At 46.4% G+C, this 18,607-nt stretch carries 15 protein-coding genes; 11 read left to right on the top strand and 4 right to left on the bottom strand.

Annotated features, from left to right (window positions below; translation table 11 throughout):
• Positions 1–74: 74 nt before the first annotated feature.
• A complete protein-coding gene (gene thrC, locus ASG85_RS04385; protein ID WP_060645469.1) occupies positions 75–1,463 on the bottom strand; it encodes a threonine synthase in 1,389 nt (462 codons plus the stop codon).
• Between the two features lie 134 nt (positions 1,464–1,597).
• On the bottom strand, positions 1,598–2,638 hold the full coding sequence (locus ASG85_RS04380; RefSeq protein ID WP_060645468.1) for a copper amine oxidase N-terminal domain-containing protein: 1,041 nt from the start codon (positions 2,636–2,638) through the stop codon (positions 1,598–1,600).
• A 175-nt stretch (positions 2,639–2,813) separates the two neighbouring features.
• Here ASG85_RS04380 and ASG85_RS04375 point away from each other — a divergent pair, with 175 nt between their 5' ends.
• The 8 genes from ASG85_RS04375 to ASG85_RS04340 all read left to right on the top strand — a co-directional run bounded on the left by ASG85_RS04375 (position 2,814) and on the right by ASG85_RS04340 (position 11,299).
• Positions 2,814–4,559, top strand: a complete 1,746-nt coding sequence (locus ASG85_RS04375; protein ID WP_060645528.1) for an ABC transporter ATP-binding protein — start codon at positions 2,814–2,816, stop codon at positions 4,557–4,559.
• 26 nt (positions 4,560–4,585) lie between these two features.
• Complete coding sequence (locus ASG85_RS04370; protein WP_060645467.1) at positions 4,586–6,334, top strand: ABC transporter ATP-binding protein; 1,749 nt, start codon at positions 4,586–4,588, stop codon at positions 6,332–6,334.
• Positions 6,335–6,718: 384 nt separating this feature from the next.
• Positions 6,719–7,162 carry a MarR family winged helix-turn-helix transcriptional regulator gene (locus ASG85_RS04365; protein WP_057303588.1) on the top strand — a complete coding sequence of 148 codons (444 nt, stop codon included), beginning with the start codon at positions 6,719–6,721 and terminating at the stop codon, positions 7,160–7,162.
• An 85-nt stretch (positions 7,163–7,247) separates the two neighbouring features.
• Positions 7,248–7,649 (top strand): DoxX family protein, encoded by a 402-nt coding sequence (locus tag ASG85_RS04360; protein ID WP_060645466.1) that lies wholly within the window; start codon positions 7,248–7,250, stop codon positions 7,647–7,649.
• Positions 7,650–7,712: 63 nt separating this feature from the next.
• Entirely contained in the window at positions 7,713–8,672 is a 960-nt protein-coding gene (locus ASG85_RS04355) for a ring-cleaving dioxygenase (RefSeq protein WP_060645465.1), read from the top strand.
• Entirely contained in the window at positions 8,669–9,277 is a 609-nt protein-coding gene (locus ASG85_RS04350) for an alpha/beta hydrolase (protein WP_060645464.1), read from the top strand. The genes ASG85_RS04355 and ASG85_RS04350 overlap by 4 nt, the downstream gene beginning before the upstream one ends.
• A gap of 31 nt (positions 9,278–9,308) precedes the next feature.
• A complete protein-coding gene (locus ASG85_RS04345; RefSeq protein WP_060645463.1) occupies positions 9,309–9,920 on the top strand; it encodes a flavin reductase family protein in 612 nt (203 codons plus the stop codon).
• A 200-nt stretch (positions 9,921–10,120) separates the two neighbouring features.
• Complete coding sequence (locus ASG85_RS04340) at positions 10,121–11,299, top strand: FtsW/RodA/SpoVE family cell cycle protein (protein ID WP_060645462.1); 1,179 nt, start codon at positions 10,121–10,123, stop codon at positions 11,297–11,299.
• Between the two features lie 60 nt (positions 11,300–11,359).
• Here ASG85_RS04340 and ASG85_RS04335 read toward each other — a convergent pair whose 3' ends face one another.
• Positions 11,360–11,605 carry an MFS transporter gene (locus ASG85_RS04335; RefSeq protein WP_060645461.1) on the bottom strand — a complete coding sequence of 82 codons (246 nt, stop codon included), beginning with the start codon at positions 11,603–11,605 and terminating at the stop codon, positions 11,360–11,362.
• A gap of 5 nt (positions 11,606–11,610) precedes the next feature.
• Positions 11,611–12,606 carry an LLM class flavin-dependent oxidoreductase gene (locus ASG85_RS04330; RefSeq protein WP_235550062.1) on the bottom strand — a complete coding sequence of 332 codons (996 nt, stop codon included), beginning with the start codon at positions 12,604–12,606 and terminating at the stop codon, positions 11,611–11,613.
• A 784-nt stretch (positions 12,607–13,390) separates the two neighbouring features.
• Between ASG85_RS04330 and ASG85_RS04325 the strand changes: the two genes are divergently transcribed.
• The 3 genes from ASG85_RS04325 (at position 13,391) to ASG85_RS04315 (ending at position 18,373) form a co-directional block, all read left to right on the top strand.
• Positions 13,391–14,425, top strand: a complete 1,035-nt coding sequence (locus ASG85_RS04325; RefSeq protein ID WP_060645459.1) for a fatty acid desaturase — start codon at positions 13,391–13,393, stop codon at positions 14,423–14,425.
• 141 nt (positions 14,426–14,566) lie between these two features.
• On the top strand, positions 14,567–15,193 hold the full coding sequence (locus ASG85_RS04320; protein ID WP_060645458.1) for a TetR/AcrR family transcriptional regulator: 627 nt from the start codon (positions 14,567–14,569) through the stop codon (positions 15,191–15,193).
• A 69-nt stretch (positions 15,194–15,262) separates the two neighbouring features.
• On the top strand, positions 15,263–18,373 hold the full coding sequence (locus tag ASG85_RS04315) for an MMPL family transporter (RefSeq protein WP_060645457.1): 3,111 nt from the start codon (positions 15,263–15,265) through the stop codon (positions 18,371–18,373).
• Positions 18,374–18,607: the final 234 nt, after the last annotated feature.

Here is an 18,607-nt window from a genome sequence, read left to right as displayed (position 1 = left end):
GTTCGAAACGTAGTGAAACTTGACACAAAAAGCCTCAAAGACATTAGTCTTCGAGGCTTTTTTACATACTATTTTTAGAAAAACTTCACCAACTGATCCTTGATCTCATCGTTCGTACCGCCAACGACCGTCTGGAACTGCGGCTTGTCGAACAGCGCTTGAATCTGCTGCGGATACGTCTGCTCAATGCTGCGCAAACGGATCGACTCATCGAATTTAGCCGGATGAGCTGTCGAAAGGGCAACAGTCACTTCACCGTCTACAGCGAGCTTGTCAGCAGCAGCTACTCCGCAAGCTGTATGCGGATCGAGCAGATACGCGTATTTCTCATAATACTCGCTAATTGTATCCAAGCACTCCTCATTCTGCACGCCATAGGCAGCAAAGTCAGCTTGCACGGCTTGCAGCTTGTCAGCAGGGATAACAACGCGGCCTTCAGCCTTGAATTGATCCATGATAGCCGAGACAGCTTGCGCGTCTTCGCCATAGAGGTAGAACAAGTAGCGCTCGAAGTTGCTAGCCACTTGAATATCCATGGAAGGACTGTATGTTCCGCGGAATGCTCCTGGTTGGTAGACGCCGTCTTGTACGAAACGCTCAAGAATATTGTTTTCGTTCGTTGCAAGAATGAGTTTATGGATGGGAAGACCCATTTTCTGAGCCAAATAGCCAGCGAAGATATCACCGAAGTTTCCAGTCGGCACACTGAAATTGACCTTATCAGCCTGATTATTGTTCGCTAATTGGAAGTAAGCATAGAAGTAATATACCGTTTGTGCCAAAATGCGGGCAATGTTGATTGAGTTAATCGCACGCAAATGGTAACGGTGCTTGAATTCCACGTCGGCGAACAGCTCCTTGATAATACGCTGGCAGTCGTCGAAAGTGCCTTCAACGGAAAGATTCAGCACATTCGCGTCATCAACGGTGGTCATTTGCAATTCTTGGACCTTGCTGACCTTCCCGTGTGGGTGAAGGATACAGATTCGGATGCCTTCTTTACCGCGCACACCTTCAATCGCTGAAGCTCCTGTATCCCCTGAAGTGGCTCCAAGAATATGGATAATCGAATTCGTTTTGCGAGAAACGTACGAGTAGAGATTGCCTAAGAATTGCAGAGCAATGTCTTTGAAAGCAAAAGTAGGTCCGTGGAACAATTCCAGCACATACGTGCCGTCGTTCAGACGTTTGACCGGTGTCACTGCTTCGTCCCGGAAGGTTGCATAGCTGTCGTCAACCAGCTGCTTCAGCTCATTGCGCGGGATTTCGTTATTCACATATAGCGAGAAGATTTCAAGAGCCAACTCCGAGTAGGAGAGCTTTTGCCACTTCTGTAGTGTGTCTGCCGATAATTGCGGGATATGCTTAGGAACAAGTAAACCGCCGTCGTCTGCCAATCCCATCAAGATGGCGTCGATGAAGCCGATGGGTTCTACTTTACCGCGAGTGCTAATGTATTCCATATGAGTCCCCTTAGGATTGAATTTTCAGCTATTGTATCAAAAAACAGACCATTTGGACAGTGTAGATGCTTTACAAATGAGCAAAAAAACCATCCAAAGAGGGAAGGTTTCTTCGACATTTTAAAAGTATTAACCTATTCTTGTTTAGCACTTACAACGATTTTCCATGCTTGACCGATAGGAGGAAGGCTTTTCGTCAATGCTGGTCCATAAAATCCGATGACATTCGCGCCTTTAACAAGAGCGGCTTTCTCCACTTTATCGCCGTTTTTATCGACAATAGCCGTCTTGTCTGAGATTTGTAGAACAACCTCGCTCGGAGATGTTTCCGTTAAACCAGTACCTTTAACAAGGAGACTCATATTACCTTTATCATCGCCCCTGACTTCTTCAACCACGCCAGCTGTACCGAGGCTGTTTGCCTCTCTTTTCGTGTCCAAAACCGTAATCTTGGAAGTTGACGTTTGTGGCGGCAAGCTGAGGGTTGTAGCCATAGAATGCTCAGCAGTAACGGTTAAACCAACATGAAGATCGGAAAGACTAAGTTTAGTGCCATCCAGCATTTGATATTCCGTATCTTTGTTCACATTGAGGATCATCCCCTCTGTGCCAATTCCTTGAATCTGAATCGCTGTATAATCATCAACAGGTCGAATCGAAGTGATTACGCCAGTCGTTTGAACTTTCTTAACATCCTTTTTCATCGCGATGGAAACCGAAGCTCCTTTCGTTGTGACAGAACCGTGCAGTACCTTGCTGACAAAGGAAGCAGGCACGTAAAGCTTGTTGTCGACCAATTCAGGAGCCGTACCAAGCGTTGTGAACATTTTATTAATCGCATAGCGATCTTCGCCAGTCTTCACGGTTGTAAATACACTGCCTTTTAACAAATCAACGGAAAGCGTTTCTTGATTCCAAGTGAGTTTGAAGCCCAAGCTCTCCGTTACAGCTCGAAGCGGCAGCATAGGTTCAGTCGCAGCAGCTTTCAAATAACCTTTCTCGGAAAGGGCTCCTTCATTGACTTGGACGGAAATAGCCGTTGGAGTAGCTTGTGTGGTGACAGGCATAATAGTAGTCGTGTGGACAGTTTCATTCGTTGCAGCAAATGCGGCGCCCGTCGTCATCATAGTGGATAAGGATAGAATAGCTAAGCTCTTTTTCATTGTACGATTCATGGCTGTAATTCCTTCCTGTATGTAAGTTATGTTGGATAGTCTGTCTTCCTAAACAAAGGGATATTCCAGAATGTTGCAGGTGAACGGAAAGTTTCGTTAAAAACAACTTAATAAGTAGACTTCAATTGGCTTAAACTATAAAATCAATCTTAGTGGGAAATGGGAAGGGGTGGAAATCTTGTCTTTTGTAATCAAATTGCGGTGGTTTTTCAAAGAAAGATGGAAATACTACGTGCTTGCAATTAGCTTAATGATCTGTGTGAATTTATTGGCGACGATTCCGCCTAAAATGATAGGGAATACAATCGATCAGATTGGCAGCAGGAGTTTAACAGCATCTAGCTTAAGTCAGACTGTTCTTCTGCTTGTAGGCTTGTCTCTCCTATTATATGTAATTACTTATGTTTGGATCACGACCTTATTCGGCAATTCGGCACTTGTTGAGAAAGTGCTCAGAGGGCGTTTACTGGCTCATCTGACGAAAATGACACCGGCTTTCTTCCAACGCAACAGCACGGGGCAGTTGATGGCATTAGCTACTAATGATGTACTCGCTATTGGACAGACCGCTGGTTACGGCGTTATGACACTCGTGCACACATTGGTTGGGGCATCCGTCGTCATTATTACGATGATCTCCCTTATTAGCTTCAAATTAATGATTGCGGCGCTGATTCCTCTGCCTTTTCTAGCCTTTGTGATTAGTAAACTGGGTCAAAAAGTGAGAGTTCGCTTCCTTGCTGCACAGGCTTCTTTCGGCCAAATGAATGATCACGCACTCGAGTCCATCTCCGGTATTCGTGTGATTCGTTCTTATGTTCAGGAAGATCATGATCTGGTCGCGTTCGATAAAGTAACGTCAGAAGTGATGAATAAGAATAGACGCGTGTCCATGCTGAATGCGCTTTTTCAGCCGCTTACATCGTTGATTGTCGGTCTAAGTTACTCGATAGGCATTGGCTATGGCTCTTATATGGTCTTTCATAATGAAATCACGCTGGGTCAGTTGATTTCATTTAATATTTACTTAGGTATGCTGATCTGGCCGATGATTTCTTTCGGCGAGTTTATTAATGTCCTGCAGCGCGGCAGTGCCTCGGCAGACCGTCTGGAAACAGCACTGACGCAGAAAGCGGATATTGTGGATGTTGATGCACCGATTGCGGTGAGTGTGCCGGAGCGTATCGAGATGAAGGATTTAACCTTTACGTATCCGACCGCAAACCATCCAAGTCTCGTTAACGTTTCTTTCCAATTGGAAAGAGGGCAGACGCTAGGGATTGTAGGCCGGACGGGTAGCGGCAAAAGCACGCTGCTGAAGCAGCTGCTGCGGCAATTCCCGATCGAACCAGGTAAGCTGCTGTTTGCAGGCGTGCCGATTGAGAGAATCGCCTTGGATCAAGTGAAGCGCTGGGTAGCCTACGTTCCGCAGGAGCATCTGCTGCTATCGAAATCCATTCGCGACAATGTCGCGCTGGGTAAGCATGACGCTTCGCCGGAAGAGATTGCAAGGGCCATTGAGATGGCCTCTTTTACCCAAGATATCGAGCAAATGCCGGAAGGTCTAGCGACAATTGTCGGCGAAAATGGCGTCATGCTGTCTGGTGGACAGAAGCAGCGTTTGGCAATTGCTAGAGCCCTTCTGATCGATTCGGAAATCCTGCTGCTTGATGACTCGTTATCCGCTGTCGATGCGCGGACTGAAAGCCGCATCCTCCAGCATATCCGTAAGGAACGCGCGGGCAGAACGACATTGATCAGCACGCACCGGCTCTCGGCAGTGAGCCACGCGAATTGGATCCTCGTTCTAGATGAGGGGCGAATCGTCGAAGAGGGTACCCACGAAGAGCTGATGTTGTTCGGCGGCTGGTACCGTGAGCAGTGGGAACGTCAACAAATGGAAGCGAGTTTGGAAGAATGACAAACAGAAGAAGGGAGGACGACAAGATGCAGAAACCGTCCACGGCGAGAAGGCTGATTTCGTATGCGCTCGTCTATAAGTTCAGGATTATCGGCGCACTGCTCATTCTTTGCTGTGCAGTAGCCGCCGAGCTGGGCGGACCTTATATAACCAAAACCATTATCGATCAGCATTTGTCTACAGGCACACACACGATGGCGCCTGTACTTAAACTGCTTGGTCTCTACATGGGCTTGCTCCTCGTAGCAAGCATCTGTAATTTTTCGCAAGCCTATTTACTCCAATCTACGGCTTTGCAAATTATCAAAAACATGCGCATGGATTTAATGCAGCACATTCAGCGCATTTCACTGCGCTATTTCGATAACACGCCGATCGGGCAGGTTGTGTCCCGAATTGCGAACGATACCGAGGCTGTCCGCGACTTATTCATGAGTTTCATGGCTACATTCGTCGTGAGCATGATGCAGCTAACGGGCATTTTCGTAGCTTTATTCATTCTGGATTGGCATCTCGCTCTTTTTTGCTTGGTGCTGCCGCCTATCTTTGCAATAATTATGGTTGTTCACTTAAAATATTCGAAAATCTTCATCACCATTATGCGTGCGCGGCTGAGTGATATGAACGCGATGATTAATGAATCGATCGTCGTTATGCCTATTATTCAAGCTTTTCGCCGGGAGAAAGTGACGCTTGAGGAATTCGAAGTACTGAACAAGGATCGCTATGTAAATCAACTTAAGCAGTTCCGTATTTTTTCCTTATCCTCTCGTAATATTGTGGGGACCATCGGCAGCTTGGTGACGGCTATGGTCATATGGTATTTTGGCCGGGAATCGCTGACAGCCGTGATTTCTTTCGGGGTGTTTTATGCTTTCATCGATTATCTGGGGCGGATCTTTCAACCGATTATCGGGATTTTCGATCAATTGACGAATGCGCAAAGAGCCTTTGTATCCGCGGATAAGGTGTTCACCATCCTAGACATGGAAGGCCAAGAGGTTGAGAAGACGGATAAAGTCAGCCGCCCGGAAGGCGTTGTGAAGTTCGAGGACGTAACCTTTGCTTATAAAGCAGGGGAAAACGTACTGAAGCATATTTCCTTCGAAGCTCGCAAGGGGGAAACCGTAGCCTTGGTCGGACATACAGGCTCAGGCAAAAGCTCCATCATGAACTTGCTGCTCGGGTTCTATGAACCGGATGAAGGCAGTATCACGATTGATGGACGCGACATCCGGGAGATGTCGAAGCAAGCGCTGCGTAAGCATATGGGCATTGTTTTGCAGGACCCGTTCTTGTTTGCCGGAGATATCAAATTCAATGTGAGCCTGTATAATGAAGAGATTTCGCTTGAACGTGTGAAAAATGCGTTAAGTGATGTAGGCGCAGCCTCCTTCATTGAGCAGCTGCCTAACGGCTATGATGAGCAGGTTGTGGAGCGGGGGAGCACTCTGTCTTCCGGCCAGAGACAGCTCATTTCATTCGCGCGAGCGCTGGCCTTCGACCCGTCGATTCTCATCTTGGATGAAGCGACAGCCAGCATCGACAGTGAGACGGAAGGGCTGATCCAGCGCGCGCTGAAGGTGGTCAGCGAAGGGCGCACGACCTTGGTCATCGCGCACAGACTGTCTACGATTCGCGATGCGGATCAGATTCTCGTGCTGCACCGCGGCGAGATCGCCGAGCGTGGCAACCATGAGACGCTGATGGCGCTGGGCGGCCGATACGCGAAGATGTATCAGCTGCAGAAGGGCGAGTCGGCTGTAGTGGGCTGACCATAACATATGAAGCCTGCCTATAACTGAAGCTTAGGACGTATTTCAAAAGGATAAGCCTTTCCCGATAGGGGGTGGCTTATCCTTTTGTCATTTTACCTGAGCACGGTCATTTTGGTTAAAGATGAAGATGCAAAAAGTGCAGCAAAAAGTACTCTTTTTAGCCATTCCGACTTGTTTCGGTTTTGGATAAAGCGGATACTACCGCATTATAAGCAGCGTAATAAAGAAAAGCATATTATTTTTCAAATTACCTGTTGACATCTATCTCGAAATGAAGTATCTTTAAATCAAGATATTACAAATTAAGATTTCGCAGCAAAGCATAACACACCACAGATCATCACAGCATAACAAAAAGATAAAAGAAATGAGGTGAACCAAATGAGTGAACAGAGAAACGAATCATTAGATCTCTATATTGCACTCTCCAGAGCAAGTGAATGGGTCAACGCCCATGGGGACCGGGATATTCGTAATTATGGATTGAATCGAACGGAATTCGGTGTCCTCGAGTTGCTTTATCATAAAGGCGCGCAGCCGATTCAACAGATTGGCGGCAAGGTGCTGATGAGCAGCGGGAATATCACCTATGTTGTAGATAAGCTGGAGAAGAAAGAGTTCGTAAAGCGCAAAACATCAACCGAAGACCGCAGGCTCATTTTTGCAGAAATTACGGAAAAAGGGAAGCAGTTTATTGAAGAAGTATTTCCCAAGCATACCGAGGTCATTGAGAAAGCGGTAGCTGGACTTACAGCAGAAGAGAAGAAGATAGCTAGTCAATTGTTGAAAAAGCTGGGTAGGTTTGCTCAGGATGGTTTCAAGTAGTTTGGCCTCACATGAGAGGTGTTAACTACTTAACCTTTTATCTTATATCTTAAATTAAAGATTCTTAAATTGAAGGAGAATGAATATGAGTATCGCATTAGGATTATTAATTATTCGTTTGGTTGTTGGATTAAGCTTTATGGCGCATGGGGCACAGAAGCTGTTTGGTTGGTTCGGAGGCTATGGTCCGAAAGGAACGGGCGGGTGGATGGAATCCATCGGCATTAAACCCGGTGTTGCTATGGCGGTTATGGCAGGACTCATGGAGTTCGTGGGCGGTGCATTATTCGCCACTGGATTTGGTACAGTCATTGCTTCATTGCTCATCGTCATGACAATGGTCGTTGCAATTGTCAAAGTACACGCTAAGAGCGGCTATTGGGCTACCGCGGGCGGCTATGAATACAACTTGCTGCTGATTGCTATTGCGGTTGGCGTGGCATTAACTGGTGCAGGAGCTTACTCTGTCGACGCTTTATTCAAATAATAATCTTGGATACTTTTAAATTAGGTCTGGAATAATTAAACTAAACTAAAGGAGTTGGATTCAATGACACAACAACAACAACAAACAGCAGGTATTCACCATATCACAGCTTTCGTTCAAAATGCACAGGAAACAGTAGACTTTTATGCAGGGATTCTAGGACTTCGGATGATCAAAAAAACAATTAACTTCGACGCACCGGAAGTCTACCATCTGTACTTTGGTAATGAAATGGGAAGTCCAGGAACGATCATCACTTTCTTCCCATGGGCGCACTCTCGCAAAGGGCGTATCGGCGGCGGTCAAGTCGGTATCACAACGTATGCTGTGCCTACAGGCAGTCTGTCATTCTGGGAAGAGCGTCTAGCGCAATTTGATATTCCTTTCGAAAAAACGCAAAGATTCACAGAAACATACCTTCAATTCGAGGATCGGGATGGTCTGAAACTTGAAATCGTAGAGCGCGAGCAAGGAGCGCTTAGCCAATGGTCATTCGGCGGTATTCCAACGGATAAAGCGATCAAAGGCTTCGGCGGCGCTGTTCTCTACAGCACGGCTCCTGACAAAACTTCGCAGCTGCTAGAGCAAGTGATGGGGCTTCAAAAAGTAGGGCAAGAGGGAGCTTACGCTCGATTCAAATCCTTCGGAGACTTGGGTAACATCGTCGATGTTAACGTAACCCCAATGGCCTACGGAGCTGGTGGAGCGGGTACCGTCCATCATATTGCATGGCGCGCCAAAGATGATGCTGAGCATGCACTATGGAGAAGCCATGTACAGACGAATGGATTCCAACCTACGCCGATCGTGGATCGTCAATACTTTAACGCGATCTACTTCCGTGAAGAAGGCGGCATACTCTTTGAGATTGCAACGGATCCTCCGGGCTTTGCACGTGATGAACAGCCTGAGGCGTTAGGTGAGAAACTGATGCTGCCGGAATGGTTCGAGGAGAGCCGTGAACAAATCGAGCGTAATCTTCCGCCGATTCAAGTACGTGTATTGGAGGCGAAAAAACAATGAAACATATCTTTCAAAAGGGATCAGATATAACGGCTCCGGTACTCGTGCTCTTTCATGGCACAGGTGGCACCGAACGTGATCTACTGCCGCTAGCTCAGGCGATTTCACCGACATCGTCGGTGCTAAGCGTTAGAGGTAATGTGCTTGAGAATGGGATGCCGCGGTTTTTTCGCAGGCTGGCTGAGGGAATCTTTGATGAGGAGGATCTGATCTTCCGTACCAAGGAATTGTACGATTTCCTCGATCAAGCTGCCGTGGAACACGGCTTTGATCGTAACAATCTCGTAGCCATTGGTTATTCCAACGGTGCAAACATCGCCGGAAGTCTGTTATTCCACTATCCAGATGCACTGAGAGGAGCCATTCTCCATCATCCAATGGTGCCGCTGCGAGGCATTCAACTGCCGGATCTATCTGGGATTCCAGTCTTTATTGGAGCAGGTCAGAACGATCCGATCTGTTCTCCGAAGGAGACAGAGGAATTACAGATGCTGTTAAGTGAAGCGGGATCAACTGTCGCTGTTCACTGGGAACAGGCAGGGCATCAACTGACTCGTTCGGAGGTAGAAGCGGCAGCGACTTGGTTCAAGACGAATTTAGCATGAGACCGAGTCTAGTAAAGGTGGGAGATGCGTTGTGAGATCCATTGATCCCTCAAGTCAAAGTGAGCGGGAAAACTATAAGCTGTTGATAGGCAGCATAATTCCTAGGCCGATCGCATTTGTTACATCCCTATCTTCAGAGGGTGTGCTCAACGCAGCACCGTATAGTTACTTTACAATTGTGACGGCGAATCCTCCAATGGTCGCTATCTCCGTGCAGAGGAAACAGGGTGTTCGCAAAGATACTTCGCGAAATGCCATCGATACTGGAGCATTCGTCGTTCACATCTCAGACGAATCGTACATCGACCAGATTAACCAAACCGCTGCTGCGCTAGCGGCAAGTGAAAGCGAAGTTGCTTTAGCCGGACTTACACCCGTCGCGAGTGACAAGATTGCCGTACCGGGCATCGCCGAAGCGAGCATTCGCATGGAATGTGTTCTGGAGCAAGTTATAACGCTTGGCGGAACAGACGAAGCACCTGCAGCCGATTTATTAATCGGTAGAGTCGTACAGTTTCATATTGCTGAGTCCTTATATGAGAACGGTCATATTGACCCGAATGGACTTAAACCAGTCAGTCGATTAGCCGGTAACTGGTATGCGAAATTGGGAGAACAATTTGCTATGGATCGTCCCGTTTGAAATAAATAGGTAAGCCCTCGTGACCCACTATCTTTCTTTCGAAAGAAAAATGGACTACGGGGGCTTTTTCCCATTTTTTATCTACAAAAATGTAACTATTTGTAAAACCGAATCGTCTACTCTATGTATCTTTCGTAACCTTATATAGAAATAGGTGATTTGTTATTGTAAGTATTTTCAGGGGAACGCAAATAGCCTTCATGTTGAAGCGGATAATAAAAGGGCTGGATGCCATTATTTTATTGCTGCTGCTCATCTTTATGATCATTAGTATTTTCTGCATCTACAGTGCGACGCGGACAGTTCCAGACTTTTCACAATCATATATTAAAATGATGTATTTTTACGGGTTGGGGTTTGTTGTCTTATTTACGATGCTGTTTGTCAACTATAAACTCTTATTGCAGTTTTCGTCGCTGTACTATTTCATTGGGCTGGGACTGTTGGTCTTATTGTTTTTTAAAGGGAATACTCTCAACAATGCTCAGGGTTGGTTCACTCTTCCTGGCGGGATCAACTTTCAGCCGGCAGAGCTTTGTAAGCTCATTTTGATCTTGTTTTTATCGTATTTCCTGTCCAGAAGAGAAATCGAGACCCTTAGCCTGATCAAGGAAATACTGCCGATGGGTGTTATTACGTTTGTTCCTTTTCTCTTGGTTCTAATGCAGCCGGATCTCGGTAATTCTATCGGATATCTGGTCATTTTCATTGTAGTCTGTTGGTTTGGCCATATTAACTACAAGCATGCTTTGATCGGCCTAGTCATTATCATAATCGTAAGCGGAAGCTCCCTGTACAGCTATATAAAATACCATGAAGAAGTAAAGCAATTCATGGCATCTAAACATAAAGCGTATTGGTTGGATAGGGTTGATGCTGTCCTTTTGCCAGACCAAGCTTCTGAGAAAGCAACCTATCACATGAAACAATCGGTTAAAGCAATCGGATCAGGTTCCTTAGAAGGAGATGGCTACCTTCATGGAACCTCAGTCCAAAGCGGTCAAGTCCCATATACATATTCAGATTCCATATTCGTTGTCGTGGGAGAAGAATTTGGATTTATAGGAGCATCTGTTTTACTCATACTTTACTTTCTTCTCATTTATCGAATGATCACTATCGCGCTGAACATCCGCAGCCAAACAGGCATATACATTATTGGTGGTATTACAGCTATGTTTCTGTTTCAAGTTTTCGAAAACATTGGGATGCTGATCGGTATCATGCCGATTACAGGGATCACCCTTCCGTTTATCAGCTATGGAGGGACCTCGCTTTTGATCAACATGATATCTATTGGCTTTGTTCTAAGTATAAAAATCTATGATGATATAGACGTAGAAGATAGAAATCATTCATTAATAAACCATGTCAAATAAGGTGAGTCAGTCATAATCAAGAGAACACTCCCATGCAGGGGTGCCCTCTTTTTGCTATGTTCACTTTTTAAGCCGAAGCCCGTTTCTCTCGCAGGTCCTGTCTATGCTGACTAAACCAAGGATCAATCCAAGAACCGGCAGCAGGGCTCCCGCCCAAGGCAAAAAGGTAAGCACCATATGGGTGATGACCCACCCACCAATAAAAGCACCGCTAGCATTGCCAAGGTTTAGAGAAATAAGGAACCTCCCTTTGGTTGCGTGGCTCCCCATCGTTGCTTGATGCTGACTAATAATAATGAATTCCAACCTCTCTAGATCTCTTTGACAACCTCCGCGACAATTTCATAAGACCTCAAGCGAGCGTTGTGATCATAAATTTGGCCGGCGATGATCCACTCATCGGCTGCAGTTTGCTGCTGCAGCTTAGCAAGCTTCTCTCGAACGGTGTCTTTACTGCCTACGATGGAGAAGCTTAGGGCTTTGTGAACGTAAGCTTTCTCTTGAGGACTCCATAGGGACTCCATGCTGTCCACGGGCGGGCTCAGCATGCCAGGACGGCCGCGCACGATGTTCAGAAACTGCTGGTGCTGCGAAGTCGCCAAATGCTGAGCTTCCTCATCGGTTTCGGCAGCAATAATGTTAACGCCGACCATCGCGTACGGCTTCTCAAGCGCACCCGACGGGCGGAACTGACGGCGGTACAGATCAAGAGCCGCCAGCAAATAATCCGGAGCAAAGTGGCTGGCGAAAGCGAAAGGAAGACCCAGCTGACCAGCCAGTTGGGCGCTGAAATCACTCGATCCGAGCAGCCAGATCGGGATGTCCAGTCCTTCGCCCGGCACGGCGCGCACGCCCGGTACACCCGTACCCAGCGCCGGGTTGAGATAGCCGCGGAGCTCGCTCAGCTGCTCTGGGAAGTCATGGCCGTCGCTGCCTAAGCCGCGGCGAAGCGCTCTTGCCGCAGGCTGATCGGAGCCAGGCGCACGCCCTAAACCAAGATCGATGCGTCCCGGAAACATCGATTCCAGCGTCCCAAACTGCTCGGCGATGACGAGCGGTGCGTGGTTAGGCAGCATAATGCCGCCGGAGCCTACGCGAATCTTTTCCGTAGCCATAGCGACATACCCGATGACGAGTGATGTGGCGGAGCTGGCAATACCCGGCATATTATGATGTTCGGCGAGCCAATATCTATGGTAGCCCCACTTTTCAACGTGTTTGGCTAAATCAACGGAACGGAGAAATGAATCTCTTGGCGTACCGCCAGCAATAACGGGAGCCAAGTCCAAAACAGATATAGGTATCATTGAATAGACCTCCATTTTATTATATACACTACTATACCAGCATTAAGTAAGGTGCGCTTAAATGGGTCAAGCTAGGAGTAAAAGGCATATGAAAAGGGTGTGGAGCTAATTTTGGGAGAGATAATTGTATTTTTTGTATTTTTTGCAACATTTGAAGGGTATAACGACGATTTGTTCGCCTAATGTTGTAATAAGGAGACTGTCGATTGTTTCACAACTAGTATTCATCATAACTCCATAATGCGATTTTAGAGTCATTCAGCTTTCGTGAGGCAGATGGGCTATAGTGATTACCAATGTTGTACATGATGCAACATCGAAGGGTGAGAGGCTGGATCTAGGCAGCAATTGTTGCGCTTTTTACAACATTATTCTACCGCGAATAGGGATTCATTCATTTAGCAACCTCAAGCGAACATGATGATAATTGATCCCGATCTGAGCTACCCCAATGTAGAGAAAGATGGATGAATGAATCGAAGGTCTCATAAGTGTGGAAGGCGGTTTGTATTTTATTCCGTATGAGAAACCTATTTTTATGGGAAAATAAGGGTTAGGTTGCCATTCGCAGGATGATTTTTGGGTTGTGCAGAATAGTAAAAAATAGGGTCTAATGCAGCTTTGACTTATATTGCATTTTACAAAAAGCATTATGGAACTTATGATGAGAGGGCAATGTAACATTTCTTCTCTTATAAAGGGAACTTAATTAAATTCCCAACGTACTACATCAGGTGGCACAAATCAGTCCGGTACGAAACGGAGAGAAGGAGCTTTAATTAGAATGACTCAACAAGACAAAGGTGGGTGGCGGTCTGACATCGCGCCTTACGAAAGACCACATATGAAGATCAGTGTGTGGCAAATCATTAATACATTAGGACCCTTTTTTGTACTTTGGTATTTCGCCTTCCTAAGTCTATCGGTTTCTATCTGGCTCACGTTCGTGTTAGATATTATTGCAGCAGGATTCCTAATTCGAATCTTTATTATTTTCCATGATTGCTGCCACAAATCTTTTTTCAAAAATAAAATCGCGAATGAAATTGTTGGTACATTAACAGGTATTTTGACGTTTGTCCCTTATCATCAGTGGCGTCATACCCACTCCGTCCATCACGCATCCAGCGGTAATTTGGATCGTAGAGGTGTCGGCGATATATGGACACTAACGGTTGACGAATATATGGCATCTTCTCCGGCTAGAAGACTATATTATCGGGTTTACAGAAATCCGATTGTGATGTTTATTGTCGGACCCATTTTCATCTTTTTGATTGATTACCGTTTTAACCGCAAACGCGCAGGAATGAAAGAACGTATGAATACGTACATCACGAACTTGGGTATCTTTGGGAGCATTGCACTGCTTTGCTCAGGTATGGGTTGGCAATCATTCCTCCTAGTCCAAGGTCCGATGTTTTTAATTTCAGGTATGGCTGGGATTTGGCTTTTCTACGTACAGCACAACTATGAAGACTCGTACTATGAGAATGATGGAGAATGGGATTATATGAAAGCGGCTATGCATGGAAGCTCTTTCTACAAATTGCCTAGAATTCTGCACTGGATCACAGGTAATATCGGCTTTCACCATATTCATCATCTGAGCCCGCGAGTTCCTAATTACTATTTGGAAAAAGTTCATAACAAGAATGCTGAGCTTCGCAAAGTGCAGACAATTACATTGAAGACAAGCTTGGAATCCCTTAAATTCCGTATTTGGAACGAGGAAACGAAGAAGTTCATACAGTTCAAAGATCTCAAGCCTTTCAAGTCGAAAAGAATGATCGAGACACTCAAAACTAAGGCAGAGTAAGTCTTAAAGAAGAGTCGACGGCCTTAAGCAGAGCGCTGCTTAGGTTGTTGGCTTTTTTTCTTTGATTCCATGCTTGCAAAAAAGGAAGTACAAACGTTATAATCATTCCATTACGACAAAAAGTGAACAGGTGTTTATTATATGCAAGTTTTAAAAGATGACGTAAAAAAGAGTATCCGCCAAGCGGCCTTGTCTGAGTTCAAGAAACATGGGTATATGAAAGCCTCCATACGGCATATTGCAGACGCAGCGGGTATCACACCGGGCAATATTTATCGGTATTTTAAAAACAAAGAAGACCTATTCTATGAGCTGATTCAACCCGTCTATGAGCAGCTTGCTTCTTACACCCTAGAGATCAAGAATGAGGTTGATTTCAAATTGTGCAAGGAGACTGCCGATCATCTCGTTATTTTACGTAAAATTGATGCGACGATTCTGCAGCTTTTCAAGCAATCGAGTGTTGAGCTGACCATCCTATTAAATCTGAGTGAAGGCTCACGCTACGAAACCGTGAAACAGGAACTCATTACTTTGGTATATCAAATTTTGGAGAACGTGTTCGCCACAACGAAGCAAACGCCCGGCCCGCTCGAAGTGAATGAGCAGCAATCTGCACGGATGCTAGCTGTTACGCTTATTGAGGGGATGAGCCTTATTCTGCGCGATTATGAAGATGGCGATACCATTAAGGTGCTGGTTGATGAACTGTTGTACCTGTATTCTGCGGGTATTTCAGAAAAAATAAAGCTTCAAGGGCAGTGCTAAAATTTTTTTGAGTCAAAAATGAACGCTTGTTTACTAACGATTACGTAAATCGGAGGAGGAATTAGAGAGATGAAACAAATTATTAAATGGCGCTGGACGATTGTCGCCCTGTGGCTGGTAGCTACCGTGGTTCTCACGGTTTTTCAACCTGATGTGAATGCCATTTTAGGGCTCAGAGGCCAAGATCCGCTGCCAAAGGATAGTCCGTCGAAAGTTGCTACATCGATTTTGAATAAAATGAATGGGGTTGAGGGGACTAGCGATATCATCGTGTTCCACAACCCGAATAAACTGTCTGATACGGATATGAAGCAGATCGAGTCAGGTATTACGAGTATGAAGAACCATCAAGCGGAGCTTGGGTTCAATCAATTGCTTGATCCGTTCTCACTGCCTGACGCGAAGTCCTCACTTATTTCGGAGGATCAGACGACATTAATGGCTAGCTTTAGTTTGGATAAAAGAGGACGTCATGTCGATGAGATTCAACAGGAGTTTGAGGCTGTTTTGAAAGACGTGAACGTGGACTACTACCTCTCAGGTGAAGACTTCATTCAGAACGATTATATCAAAGCATCCGAATCGGGTGTGGCCAAAAGTGCGGCGTTAACGGTTATCTTCATCCTAGCGGTGCTAGTCATTATGTTCCGTTCCGTTGTTATTCCGATTGTCTCGCTGCTTGCTGTGGGTATTTCCTATTTGTGCTCCATGGGGATTGCCGCGCAGCTTATTGATAAGTTTGAGTTTCCAGTGACAAGTGTCACGGAGATGCTGTTGATTTTGATTCTTTTCGGCATTGGAACTGACTATAACATCCTGTTATTCAATCGGTTTAAAGAAGAATTATCCCATGGTCTTTCTGTGGATGAAGCGATTATTGTGACGTATAAAACGGCTGGGAAAACGATTTTTTATAGTATTCTGACGGTATTTATCGCTTTCGCGAGTTTGACGTTCTCGGACTTTGGTATTTATAAATCAGGTAATGTGGTGGCTATTGGCACCGCGGTGCTCTTGCTTGAAATTATGACCGTGACACCTTTCCTCATGAAAGTACTAGGCAATAAGCTGTATTGGCCTTCCAAGGGTGCAACCGGGCATAAGGAAAGTAAATTTTGGGCGAGCTTGACGGCAGTTGCGGTAAAAAGACCGGTGATCACAACGCTGTTTATTCTGATTGTGATGATTCCAATTGCCCTTTCTAACCATCAGAAATTGTCTTTTGACCAGTTGAAAGAGTTAGGAAATAGCCATGAATCCACCAAAGGATTCAGCCTCGTAGCGGATCATTTTAGTCGAGGTCAAGCACTGCCGACCATGGTCGTGATTGAGAATGATAAAGCACTTGATAATAATGACGGATTAGCCGCAATTGATAAGCTAACGGACAAATTGAAGGGTGTTCCGGGCGTGGATAAGGTGTCCAGTGTGACGCAGCCACAGTCGAAGCCGATTGATAACTTCTATATTTCGACCCAAACGTCGACCGTTGCAGAAGGAATTACAGCTTCTCAGAAGGGCGTTAATCAAATAAAAGATGGTTTGAATTTGATGCAGAGCAAACTGGTTAGTCCAGATTTGTCCGGCACCGACCAGTTAGTTGACGGAACCGGTAAGGTTCAAGATGGCTACAGCCAGATTACTGTTGCGCTGGGGCAAGTATCGAAGGGCATCACGCAAGGGGCCGACGGAGCCGGTGAGCTAACTGCGGGCATTGCGAGCTTAAAGGATGGCATGGCGCAAGTCGAGGCTAACACGTCGAAAATTAGCAGCGGACTTACGCAGCTGCAGCAGGGTTATAGTGCTTTATCTGACGGCTATCGTCAGATTGAAGGGAAGCTTCCTGGCATTCAGCAGGGGCTAACTGGGATGAATGGGCTAATTGGCGGGCTGGGTGAAAAGTACAGCCAGTTGAAGGCAGATGCGGATTACACGAAGCTGAAGCAAACGGGTGAGGGCTTGGAATCCGGTCTCGCCCAGCTGAACGGTGGGCTGAAGGAGCTTGGCGCGAATGCAGCCAAGTTGAATGGCTCTTTTGCAGAGGCTGCTGCGGGACTTACGCAGATTAACGGTGCGCAGTCGCAGCTTGCTGCGGGATTGGCTTCCCTGCAGAGCGGCTCAGAGGCGCTTGCCAAAGGGCTGAAGCAAGGCAGCGCGGGCAGCCAAGAGATCGTCGCGAACATGGCGAAGCTGAATGACGCGCTGGGCAGCATCAAGAACGGGCAGCAGAAGCTGAACGAGGGCTTGTCGGGCTTGGCTGGCGGGATGAGCCAGCTGAAGGACGGCCTCGGCCAAAGCGGCAACGGACTGGGCGATGTGTCCGAAGGGCTCGGCAAAACGAGCCAGTTCCTGACGCAGCTGAATAGCTCGAAGACGTTTTTCATTCCGAAAGAAGCGCTTGTGAGCGCGGATTTCGGTAAATCGCTGGACAGCTTCATGTCCAAAGATCGCAAGAGTACGAAACTCATCGTCATTCTGAAGGATGATCCGTACTCGTCAGCGGCTATGGACACCATTGAGGGGATTAACGCCGAGTTAGCGTCTAGCTTGAAAGGTACAGTGCTGGAGAAAGCAAAAGTCGGTGCCGCGGGACCAAGCTCGACGACCTATGACACGAACAAAGCACAGCTGAAATCGTTCAACAGCACGGCGATCATCGTGATCATTGGCGTATTTATTGTCCTGTTGTTCGTGATACGCTCCTTCTGGCCAGCGGTCTATATCATCGTGTCATTAGTAATTTCCTACTATGTAGCCATGACCGCTACCAATATCGTTACAGATAAAATCATCGGTGCAGACGGTGTTTCCTCTTTTGTACCGTTCTTCTCCTTCATCATTATCATCGCAGTCGGTGTCGACTACAGCATCTTCCTGATGATGCGATATAAAGAGCTGGGCGAATTATCGCCGTCTAAGGCGATTGTTCAGGCCGCTAAACACATCGGCGGCGTGGTGATCTCGGCTATGGTTATCCTCGGCGGTACCTTCGCGACGTTGGTGCCATCAGGCCTAGTGCTGCTGATTGAGCTAGCCGTAGCCGTGATCGTGGGGCTCATTGTACTTTGCTTTATTTTGCTTCCGATGCTGCTGCCGGCTTTGCTGGCTATGCCTGAGGCATTGCGGATGAAGCGCAAGTCAGCGGCTAGGCAAGTGTCCACGGAGAGTAGAACTGCATAAGGATGAAGTGAATGGATTGATAGGGCGCCTCCCACATTGTGGGCGGCGTTTTTTGTTTGTCTTGTGGATGTGGTGATGGCTTTAGCGATGATTTTCATCGTTAAAATGATGATCTTGAGTAGAAGCCTGACTTTAGCGATGCAAAACATGCTTACGAGCGGGGATATTCACATAAAGGCAGAGTAGATGGAAGTATAACGATGAAATTCATCGTTAAAGAGATGGTATTGAGCA

The organism is Paenibacillus sp. Soil724D2 (genome assembly GCF_001427935.1).
Classification (GTDB): domain Bacteria; phylum Bacillota; class Bacilli; order Paenibacillales; family NBRC-103111; genus Paenibacillus_E.
This window is presented reverse-complemented; position numbering and strand designations above follow the sequence as displayed.